Annotated in this window: 8 protein-coding genes, 1 tRNA gene and 1 pseudogene; 3 read left to right on the top strand and 7 right to left on the bottom strand. The window is 69.7% G+C overall.

Annotated features, from left to right (window positions below):
- The 4 genes and pseudogenes from EZM51_RS09855 to EZM51_RS09840 all read right to left on the bottom strand — a co-directional run.
- Positions 1-535 (bottom strand): annotated as a pseudogene (locus tag EZM51_RS09855) (hypothetical protein); the annotation flags it as partial.
- Positions 516-1,406, bottom strand: a complete 891-nt coding sequence (locus tag EZM51_RS09850) for a protein phosphatase 2C domain-containing protein (protein WP_248305564.1) — start codon at positions 1,404-1,406, stop codon at positions 516-518. The gene EZM51_RS09850 and the pseudogene EZM51_RS09855, both read right to left, overlap by 20 nt.
- A gap of 126 nt (positions 1,407-1,532) precedes the next feature.
- Positions 1,533-2,576 carry a TerC family protein gene (locus EZM51_RS09845; RefSeq protein ID WP_136708067.1) on the bottom strand — a complete coding sequence of 348 codons (1,044 nt, stop codon included), beginning with the start codon at positions 2,574-2,576 and terminating at the stop codon, positions 1,533-1,535.
- A gap of 201 nt (positions 2,577-2,777) precedes the next feature.
- Positions 2,778-3,608 (bottom strand): alpha/beta hydrolase, encoded by an 831-nt coding sequence (locus EZM51_RS09840; RefSeq protein WP_136708066.1) that lies wholly within the window; start codon positions 3,606-3,608, stop codon positions 2,778-2,780.
- Between the two features lie 23 nt (positions 3,609-3,631).
- Between EZM51_RS09840 and EZM51_RS09835 the strand changes: the two genes are divergently transcribed.
- A complete protein-coding gene (locus tag EZM51_RS09835; RefSeq protein WP_136708065.1) occupies positions 3,632-4,243 on the top strand; it encodes a TetR/AcrR family transcriptional regulator in 612 nt (203 codons plus the stop codon).
- A gap of 41 nt (positions 4,244-4,284) precedes the next feature.
- Here the strand turns inward: EZM51_RS09835 and EZM51_RS09830 are convergent.
- Together EZM51_RS09830 and EZM51_RS09825 are read right to left on the bottom strand one after the other, a co-directional pair.
- Positions 4,285-4,357, bottom strand: a tRNA-Glu gene (locus EZM51_RS09830).
- Positions 4,358-4,435: 78 nt separating this feature from the next.
- The gene (locus EZM51_RS09825; protein WP_136708064.1) at positions 4,436-5,338 is read right to left on the bottom strand and encodes a diacylglycerol kinase family protein; all 903 of its coding nucleotides are present in this window, start codon (positions 5,336-5,338) and stop codon (positions 4,436-4,438) included.
- Between the two features lie 62 nt (positions 5,339-5,400).
- Between EZM51_RS09825 and EZM51_RS09820 the strand changes: the two genes are divergently transcribed.
- Complete coding sequence (locus EZM51_RS09820) at positions 5,401-6,039, top strand: MBL fold metallo-hydrolase (protein ID WP_136708063.1); 639 nt, start codon at positions 5,401-5,403, stop codon at positions 6,037-6,039.
- Positions 6,040-6,095: 56 nt separating this feature from the next.
- Here EZM51_RS09820 and EZM51_RS09815 read toward each other — a convergent pair whose 3' ends face one another.
- Positions 6,096-8,444 carry a transglycosylase domain-containing protein gene (locus EZM51_RS09815; RefSeq protein ID WP_169053855.1) on the bottom strand — a complete coding sequence of 783 codons (2,349 nt, stop codon included), beginning with the start codon at positions 8,442-8,444 and terminating at the stop codon, positions 6,096-6,098.
- A 413-nt stretch (positions 8,445-8,857) separates the two neighbouring features.
- Here EZM51_RS09815 and EZM51_RS09810 point away from each other — a divergent pair, with 413 nt between their 5' ends.
- Positions 8,858-10,069, top strand: coding sequence for a metallophosphoesterase family protein (locus EZM51_RS09810; RefSeq protein WP_169053854.1), 1,212 nt, complete (start codon positions 8,858-8,860; stop codon positions 10,067-10,069).
- Positions 10,070-10,126: the final 57 nt, after the last annotated feature.

Here is a 10,126-nt window from a genome sequence, read left to right as displayed (position 1 = left end):
CGACCGGCACGGCGGGCGCGGCCGGCGCAGCCGGTAGCGCGGGCGCAGCCGGTAGCGCGGGCGCGGGCGCAGCCGGTAGCGCGGGCGCGGGCGCAACCGGCACCGCGACCGGCTCGACGACCTCCGAGCGCACCGACGACGACGGCACGATGCCCTCGACGACGGGCAGATCGGGGCCATCGGGAGCCGCATCCGGCACGACGACCTCGACGTCGCCCGACACCACCCGCTCCGCCCACGTCGCGACCCCGGCACCGGAGACCTCGGTGTCGCCGGCCCGCACGCTCGGTTCGCCCCGCACGACGACGCGCGTCGAGCCGCGCTCGGCGTCGCGCACGACGAGCGCGAACGACGGCGTCGCGGCGAGTCCACCCGCGGTCAGCCGATCGAGGACCGTCGAGGTGGGGTCGGCCGCGGTGAGGTCGCGCCAGAGCGCCACGAGGTCGCCCGCCGCGGTGGCGGGCGCCATCAGGACGACCCCGCCACGCACCGCAGCGAGCCACGCGGCCGCCGGGTCAGGACGGTACGTCGCCATTCCCACCTCCTACGCCACGGGGCGTCGTGTCCTCGTCGGGATGGGCGGCGGGCCGGTCGCGCGTCGCCTCCTCGTCGTCGCCGCCGACGACGCCGAGCTCCGACTCCACGACGATCACGGTCACGTTGTCGCGGCCGCCATGCTCGAGCGCGGCGTCGACGAGCTCGCCGGCCAGCCCAGCCGCGTGCCCGGTGTCGCCCGCGAGGATGTGCGCCAGGCGCTCGTCGTCGACCTCCTTCGAGAGTCCGTCGGAGCAGATCAGGAACACCTGCCGGCCCGTTGCCGGAATGAGCCAGATGTCGGGGTCGACGACGTCGTCGGCGCCGATCGCGCGGGTGATCACATTGCGTTCGGGATGACGCTCGGCCTCCTCGGCGCGGAGCAGCCCGGCATCGACGAGTTCCTGCACGGCGGAATGGTCGACGCTCAGCTGTTCGAGCGTGCGGCCGTCCCACTCGTATACCCGGGAGTCGCCGATGTTGAAGACCATCCAGTGGAAGCCGGCTCCGTCGCCGGCGTCGACGAGCGCGACCCCCGTGAGCGTCGTGCCCGCGACGGCGGTGCCCTCCTCGCCCTCCCCGGTGAGTGCCCGCACGGCGTCGTTCGAGCTGTGGATCGCGTCGAGCACCTGTTCGGGCGTCGACGGCCGGCCACCCTCGAGGTGGCGGCGGAACGTCTCGACGACCGCTCGGCTCGCCGCATCGCCCCGCGCGTGGCCGCCCATGCCGTCGGCGACGAGGTAGACCGGCGCCTCGGCGAGGAACGAGTCCTCGTTGACGCTGCGCACCCGCCCCACGTCGCTCTGGGCGCTGTGCGCGATCACCGCCGAACCGCGCGGGAGTGGGACGACGTCCTCGCCATCATCCGACACGTTGCTCCTCGCCGCAGCTCGCCACCGGGCCCACCGGCCCGGGCGCCCCACCCAGGCGCCGCCTCACAACGCTAGCAAGTCCCGGCTCCGATCGCCGCCCGCTGTGGAGAGCCGTCGCCGCCGCGCTCACCGCTCGGGCCGGGAACTGTCCTCGGTGAAGTGCGGCACCTCCTCCAGGAGCTTCGTGCCTCGCCGCTGCGAATCGATCCGGGCCTTCACCACGCTCGCGATCGTCGCCACCGCCATGGCGGCCACGATGACGCCGAGCGAGACCCAGGTCGAGATCTCGGGCGCCCACTCGACCGGCTGGCCGCCGTTGAGGAACGGGAGCTCGTTCACGTGCAGGGCGTGCAGCACGAGCTTCACGCCGATGAAGGCGAGGATGAACGCGATGCCGTACTTGAGGTACTCGAGCCGCTCGAGGAGTCCACCGAGGAGGAAGTACAGCTGGCGCAGGCCCATGAGCGCGAACACGTTGGCCGTGAACACGATGAACGCGCTCTGCGTGATGCCGAAGATCGCGGGAATGGAGTCGAGGGCGAACAGCAGGTCGGTCGTGCCGATCGCGATGAACACGATGATGATGGGCGTGAACATGCGCCTGCCGTCGACCGTCGTCCGCAGCTTGATGCCGTCGTAGTCGTCGGAGATGCGCACCCGCTTCCGGAGCATCCGGATGAGCCGGCCCTCGTTCTCCTCGGCGCTCTCCTCGCGGTGCAGGAAGGCCTGCTGGATCGCCGTCCACACGAGCCAGGCCCCGAAGATGTAGAAGACCCAGCTGAAGTTCTCGATGAGCTGCGCGCCGAGGAGGATGAAGACGCCGCGGAAGAGCAGGGCGAGGATGATGCCCACCATGAGCACCTCCTGCTGCATCTTCTTCGGCACGGCGAAGCGCGCCATGATGATCACGAAGACGAAGAGGTTGTCGATCGACAGGCTGTACTCGGTGAGCCAGCCCGCGATGAACTGGCCCGCGTGCTCCGCATCGCCGAGCAGGAACATCAGCAGCGCGAAGATCAGGGCGAGCGCGACGTAGAAGACGACCCAGAGCGTCGACTCGCGGAACGAGGGGACGTGCGGGCGCTTGACGACGAGCAGCAGGTCGGCGACGAGGATGAGCGTCAGGGCGACGAGGGATCCGATTTCGAACCAGACGGGGAGTTCGAGCACAAGCGGCCTTCCGATGAGGGGTCAGGTGAACCCGAAAGTCTCTCCCGGTCGCGCCGACGGCGCGCCGCCACGCCCGGAGCGGCGTCTTCGGCGCTCGTACTGACGATCGTGGCTCGAGGCACGTTCGCCCCGCGGGATACTCCCCTTCGCTCGCACGAGTCTAGCCGAACGATCGACGAGGGATGCCGCGGGGCGGACGCGTCACGCGAGCTGCGTCCAGAAGGCGAGGATCCGGTCGGCCAGTTCCCGCGGCTGCTCCAGCGGGATGAGGGTTCGCGATCGCGCGATGGTCACGGCCGTCGCGTCCGGCGTCAGCGCAGCCGCCCGTGCCGCGTCATCGGGGCTCCAATCGCCGCGGTCGTCGGAGGCGACGAAGAGGCTGGGCACGCGGATCTCGACGAGCCGTTCGGTGACGTCGGTGCGGTCGATGATGAACGAACGCAGCGCACTGGCCATGCTCGCGCGGGTCGGCCGCTGCAGGCTGCCGACGACGACCCCGAGGATCTCGGGATCGGCGGCCGACGCCTCGGTCAGCATGCCGTCGACGATGGCGTCGCGAACCGGTCGCACCGGCCCGGCGATCCGCAGGATCGGCTTCAGCAGCGCGATCTTCCGACGGAGCTCGGGCGTGATGGCCTCGGTGGGCGAGCTGATGGCGACGAGGCTGCGCAGCAGTTCGGGATCCGTGGCGAGGTTCAGCCCGACATGACCGCCGAAGGCATTGCCGACCCAGTCGACCGGGCCGGTCGCCCCGAGTGCATCGAGCGCGTCGCGCGCGGCATCCGCCGCCTCGGCGATGCTGGTCCGCCGACGCAACGGCTCGCTCAGGCCGAGGCCGGGCGGGTCGACGAGCACGTACCGGCGGGGCGTCGTGTCGCCCTCCATGAGCAGCGGAAGGATCGGGTCCCACGTGTGGCTGTCGACGAACATCGACGACCAGAGCACGGTGGTTCGACCGGTTCCGAGCACTCGGACGTTGAGGCTGCCGAGCCGGGTGGCGACCCGCTCGGCGTGTTCGGTGATGGTGTCCATATTTTGATGTTAGCGTAATTAACATGAAATCACGACCGTATCGGATGTCCGCCCGCGCCGACGCCGCCGAGCTCACCGGCGAGCGCATCGTCGACGCGATGCTGGAGCGACTCGCCGTCACGCCGTACGATCGCATCCGGCTCGAGGACATCGCGTCCGACGCGGGCGTGACGGTGCAGACCGTCATCAGGCGCTTCGGCGGGAAGCCGGGCCTGATGACGACGACGGTCGAACGCGAGCTCGGTCGCATCGCCGCGGCCCGCGAGGCGGCGGCGCACGCGTCGCCCACCGAGACCATCCGCGCACTGGTCGATCACTACGAGCGCTACGGCGGGTTGATCCTGAAGACGTACGCCGAGGCGCCGCTCGTGCCGGGGCTGCCCGAACTCGCGGCACGCGGCAGGGAGTACCACCTGGACTGGTGCCGCCGGGCGTTCGGCGACCACCTCGATCCGGGCGGCGACGAGTCGATCCGTCGACGTCGACTCGCCCAGGTCATCGCGATCTGCGACGCGACGACGTGGCGCATCCTTCGCCTCGACGGCGGGCTCGATCCCGATGAGACGGAGCAGGCGCTCCTGGAGCTGCTCGCTCCGCTGCTCGTCCCGAGTGGGCGCCGCGAACCCCGCACCTGAAATGCAGAAAACCCCCGGATGACCGGGGGTTTTCAGTGTTGTGACCCCAGCGGGATTTGAACCCGCGCTACCGCCGTGAGAGGGCGGCGTCCTAGGCCGCTAAACGATGGGGCCGAAATCGACAACTCGAAGAGTATGGCACAGGCGCGGGGCTCCCGCAAAATCGAGCCGGCTGCGGCATCCCCGCTCCGTTCACGCGTACACCGAGACGGCTCCGGGTACCGCCTCGACCTCGATCGGGAGGGCGCCGATGCGCTCGCCGTCGGCATAGGCGACGATGTCGTCGGCCTCGATGACCACCTTCCGGGCGCGCACGAACTCGACGGCCGGATGGTCGGTGTGCTCGCCCGCGAACACCTTCGGGAACACCCTCATCAGGCCCACCCGAGACAGCGGATGCACGATGAACACGTCGAGCAACCCGTCGGCGAGGTCGGCGTGCGGCACGATGCGCATGCCCCCGCCGAACGATGGGTTGTTGGCCACCGACACCAGCATGGCGCGCTGCTCGCGCCGTACGCCGTCGATCGTGATCGTGTACTTCTTCGGCCGGAAGGTGGCGAGTTCGCGGATGAGCGCGAGCGTGTAGCGACTCGGACCGCGAGGCCGGACCATCCGGTTCGCCCGTTCGTTCACGATGGCGTCGAAGCCCGCCGACACCACGCATGCGAAGTACGTCGAGTGCCCGCCGTGGCGGATGATGCCCGCGTCGATCGGTCGCGGCGGCCGCTCGAGCGCGGCGACGAGTTCCTCGGTCGCGGCGGCGGGGTCGTCGAACGGCAGGCCGAGTCCGCGCGCGAGGTCGTTGCCCGTGCCGGTGGGGACGATGCCGAACGGCACGCCGGTGCCGGCGACGAGATTGACGGCGAGCGAGACCATGCCGTCCCCGCCGACGACGATGAGGCCGTCGGTGCCCTGCGCGAACGCCTGCTCCGTCTCACGGCGGAGCAGCTCGAAGTTCGGCTCGCGCACCATCGAGACGTCGTAGCCCTCCACGATGAGGCGTTCGGCGACGGCCGGCCCGACCCCGCGATGGCGACCGAACGAGGCGGCCGGGTTGTCGGCGACGATGAGGCGCCGGGGGGCACGATCCATGGAGTGATTCTGGCAGGCCGAGCGACTTGCGCGGCAACCGACGGGCGGTGTTGGCTCGACGCATGCGACTCACCAAGCTCGAACACGCCGCGCTCGTCATCGAGGACTCCGGGAACAAGCTGTACATCGACCCCGGCAAGTTCACCACGCCCATCACGGAGTCGGCGGGCGCGGTCGCCGTCGTCATCACCCATCAGCATGACGACCACTGGACGCCCGAGCAGCTCGGACGCATCGTCGACGCGAACCCGGGGGTGCGCATCTTCGGTCCGGCCGGGGTCTCGACGGCGGCATCCGGATTCCCGGTCGAGACGGTCACGGCCGGCGACGAGGTCGCGGTGGGGCCGTTCCGGCTGCGATTCTTCGGCGGCCGGCACGCGGTGATCCACTCCTCGATTCCCGTCGTCGACAACGTCGGCGTACTCGTGAACGACCGGCTGTACTACGCTGGCGATTCGTTCGCGGTGCCCGAGGGCGTCGACGTCGAGCTGCTCGCGGCACCCGCGGGCGCGCCCTGGATGAAGGTCGCCGAGTCGATGGACTACGTCATGGCCGTGGCACCGCGGCGTGCGTTCCCCACGCACGAGATGGTGCTCTCGCAGGCCGGGAAGGCCCTGTCGAATGCGCGCCTCGGCTGGGCGACCGAGCAGGGCGGCGGCGAGTACGTGGCGCTCGAGCCGGGAGACACGCTCGACTTCTGAACGGGCGAGGGATGTCGCGCCACGGACCTGCGATCGGGCGTCGCGGGGCGCCGACGTCAGTCGTCGTCGTCGTCCCCGCCGCCGTTTCCGTTGCCACGGCCGCCATCGCTGTTCCCCGGCCCGTCGGAACCGGTCGTCTCCGCATCCGAGCCGTCGGAATCGTTCGAGTTCGACGAGGGCGCACCTGGCCCGAACGACTCGGGGAACGGATCCCCGCCGTACTTCGCGGCGGCCACCGACATCACGTGCGGCCACATCCGATGCCGGGCGGTGGCTGCTTCGCCGCTGTCGAAGGAGATGCCGCGCTGGTTCGCCTCGCCGTTCACGCTCACCACCGCGGCGACGGTCGCCACTTTCGTGCTGGCGCCGACCATCCACGTGTCCTTCGACCCGTCGGTCGTCCCCGTCTTGCCGATGAGCGGCACACGCGGCTTGGTGCCGAAATACGAGGCGGTGGCGGTGCCGCCCGTCATCACGCGCCCGAGCGCGTAGTGCATCGTGGACGCGACCTCGGGCGGCACCGACTGGGTGCACGTCGACTTCGGCGGCGGGATCTCCTCGCCGTCGCGGCCCACGATGCGGTCGATCGCGATCGGCGTGCAGGTGACCCCGTTGTTCGCGATGCCCGCGAACGCCACGGCCATCGAGAGCGGCGCGACCTCGTTGGTGCCGATCACCGACGACGGGCCCTGGAAGAGCGGGGCGCCGTCGGCTCGGTGCACGCCGAACGCCTCGGCGGTCTTGCGGATGCCGCACAGGTCGAGCCGCTTGGCCATGCCGACGAAGCCGGTGTTGATCGAGCCGATCGTCGACTCCAGCGCGCTGTAGTTGGCGCCCGGCTCGTTCGCGTCGTTCCTCGGGTTCCAATCGCCCGCGAAGTGCGGCCCCAGGCAGCTGTCCTGGAAGACGCCCCAGTTGCTCTTCCGGCGGGAATCGACGCGCTCGGCGAGGCTGTGGCCCTCGATGAGCCACTGCGCCAGCGTGAAGACCTTGTAGGAGGAACCCGGCTGGAAACCACGGGAGCCGCCGTAGTCGAAGTCGGTGTTGTAGTTGATGCTCGTGAACTGCGGACCCTGCTGCAGGACCAGGGGATCCTGGCTGTAGCTCTTGTTCTGCGCCATGGCGAGGACGCGCCCGGTTCCGACCTGCACGCTCGAGACCACCGCGCCGAGGTCCCACCCAGGGTAGGTCTGCGGCACGTTCATGGCGATCGCCTCCTCCGCCGCGTGCTGCAGGTCGAGGTCGAGGGTCGTGTAGATCTGGTACCCGCCGCGCTTGAAGTTGAGCATGCGGGTCTCGGCATCCTCGCCGAAGGTCGGATCGGTCTGCAGGATGTTCTTCACGTAATCGCAGAAGAATCCGCGTCCGAGTGCGGTCTGGCACCCGGTGCTCGGTTCGGTGATGGCGGGCTCCACCGGCGTGGCGATCGCCTCGTCGAACTCCGCCCTCGTGACCTTCTGCTCGTCGAGCATCTGCCGCAGGATGTAGTTGCGCCGGCCGAGGTTCTCGGCGTAGCCGTTGGCGGCGCCGTTCGCCTCATCGTCGGGCTTGTCGATCTTGAACTTCGCCGGGTTGTTGACGATGGCCAGGAGCGACGCCGCCTGCGCGAGCGTCACGTTCGCCGCGGTGGTCGAGTAGTAGTAGTTGGCCGCGGCCTCGATGCCGTACACGGTGCCGCCGAAGCCGGCGATGTTGAGGTAGCCGAGCAGGATCTCGCTCTTGCTGTACCGCTTCTCGACGCCGATCGCCAGCCGCATCTCCTTGAGCTTGCGATCGATCGTGGTCTCGGTCACCTTGTCGTAGCATCCGAGCCGCTCCTCTTCGATGAGTGCGAATCGCTCGTCGCCCGTCAGGGCCGCCTGCTCCTCGTCGGTGAGGTCCTCGAGTGCCACGGTGGCCGCGTCGCGCTCGCACTCCTGCACGCGCACGTTCTTCACGTACTGCTGCGCGATGGATGAACCGCCCTGCGTCTCCCGGCCGGTCGCGGTCGTCACCGCCGCACGCATGGTGCCCTGCAGGTCGATGCCGCCGTGTTCGTAGAAACGCGGATCCTCGCCGGCCACCGCGGCATCCTTCACGTACTGGCTGATCTGGTCCCAGCCGACCTCGACCCGGTTCTGGTCGTAGAACGACGCGAGCAGCACGGGCGTGCCGTCGGAGGCCGTCGCATAGATGTCGCTCTTCTCCGAGAGTTCGCCGATCTCGAGGTAGCTGGGCAGGTTCTCGAACATGCCGATGGTGCCGGATGCCGCGATCCCGACGGTCGCGATGGTCGGCGTGATGCCCACCGTCACGAGCGTCGCCGCGGCCGCGCTCGTCGCGATGAGGCCGACGAACCCACCGAGGACGCCGAGCGGCGTGCGGGTCTCGGCGAAGTCGCGGTTGCGCTTGTTCCGAGCGTCCACGGGTTCACCTCCACCTGTCGTCAACAGCGTACGGACTTCGAGTCGAGTCCCCGTCCTCCTCCCCATGCAACCTCAGCGGGTCCCCCCTGTAAAGGGGCTGCGGGGGTGAGTCGCGCGGATGGGCCGCGCTCCGGGGTCGATATGGCCCGCATTCGACGACCCGAGTTCTGGGGACTTCTGGCGATCGCGTCGCCTGCGTATGATGTGCGGACTGCCCGCGGCGATCGGATTCCCGCGGCTCACGAGCCCGCCACCCAAGGGGAACGAGGGGTACCGTCCATTTCTCCGGGACGGGCCCCTCGCTTCGTGCCGGGACGTCGTTCATCTGCTCTTCCCACCCGGGACACCCACGCTGCCTAACGTCGCACGCGACACGGGTCGAACCGACCGCGCGCGACGAAGGAGAACAGAGCATGACCGAGAAGCTGCCATTCAGCCGCCGAACGATCCTCACCGCCGGAGGGCTCGGCGTGCTGGGCGCGGCCCTGCCCACCGCCGCGAACGCGGCGAGCGCCGCACCCGGCGACACGCGGCGGATGTCGCCCGCGGGAAGCCCCCGTGCGACGGCGCCCAAGCTGGCGTTCCACCCCGACGGAACGTTCAAGGTGGTGCAGTTCAACGACACGCAGGACGACGAGCGCACCGACCGGCGCACCGTCGAACTCATGGAGAAGACCCTCGATCAGGAGCAGCCCGACATGGTGCTCATCAACGGCGACGTCATCACCGGCGGTTGCGAGACGCGGCTCGCCGTGAAGCAGGCGATCAACAACGTCGTGTGGCCGATGGAGAGCCGCGGCATCCCGTGGGCGGTCACCTACGGCAACCACGACGAGGACTCGCTGCCCCAGTCGGGCGTCGACGAGGCGGGGATGCTCGACTTCTACCGCAGCTACGACTACAACCTGAACGCCGCGAACATCGCCGGCCTCACCGGCACCGGCAACACGATCGTGCCGATCACCTCCGCTGCCGGGCCGAGGGAGGCCTTCGCACTCTGGCTCCTCGACTCGGGCCGGTATGCGCCCGGCGCGATCGCCGGCCAGGACTTCGCCGGCTACCCGACCTGGGACTGGCTGCGCATGGACCAGGTGGCGTGGTACCGCGAGGAGTCGCAGCAGCTCGAACAGCGGCTCGGTCGTAAGCTGCCGGGCCTCATGTTCATCCACATCGCGCTCTGGGAGCACCGCTTCATGTGGTGGGGCGGTGTCGACACGCGAACCGAGGCGGATGCCGCGCGTGGTCGCGCCCGGCACGGGATCGTCGGCGAGCGCAACGAGGACGAGTGCCCTGGGCCGTTCAACTCGGGCATGTTCAACGCCATCCTCGAGCGCGGCGACGTGAAGGGCGTGTTCGTGGGACACGATCACGTCAACGACTACGTCGGCGACTACTACGGCGTGCTGCTCGGATACGCGCCCGGCACGGGCTTCGGCGCCTACGGGCTGCCGGGTGCCGAGCGCAACCGCATGCGCGGCGGCCGCGTGTTCGAGCTCACCGAGAACGGTGACGACGTGCAGATCGCGACCCGGGTGGTCTACGCCCGCGACCTCGATATCGACCTGACCGCGAACGACCAGCCGATGGACCCCACTCCCCTGGCACCCAGGCAGGCGGACATCTGACGCGGGATCGGTGACGCGCGCCGGGCTCGTGACGCCCGGCGCGCGCTTCCGGCCCGG

It is taken from the genome of Agromyces sp. H66, from assembly GCF_004959775.1.
Taxonomy (GTDB): Bacteria; Actinomycetota; Actinomycetes; order Actinomycetales; family Microbacteriaceae; genus Agromyces.
The sequence above is the reverse complement of the archived record's forward strand: the minus strand, read 5'-3'. Positions and strand labels throughout refer to the sequence as shown.

Excerpts from the sequence above, each read along its gene's own strand:
- EZM51_RS09840 (WP_136708066.1), bottom strand. The coding sequence starts at position 3,608 with ATGGACACCATCACCGAACACGCCGAGCGGGTCGCCACCCGGCTCGGC.
- EZM51_RS09835 (WP_136708065.1), top strand. The coding sequence starts at position 3,632 with ATGAAATCACGACCGTATCGGATGTCCGCCCGCGCCGACGCCGCCGAG.
- EZM51_RS09825 (WP_136708064.1), bottom strand. The coding sequence starts at position 5,338 with ATGGATCGTGCCCCCCGGCGCCTCATCGTCGCCGACAACCCGGCCGCC.
- EZM51_RS09820 (WP_136708063.1), top strand. The coding sequence starts at position 5,401 with ATGCGACTCACCAAGCTCGAACACGCCGCGCTCGTCATCGAGGACTCC.
- EZM51_RS09810 (WP_169053854.1), top strand. The coding sequence starts at position 8,858 with ATGACCGAGAAGCTGCCATTCAGCCGCCGAACGATCCTCACCGCCGGA.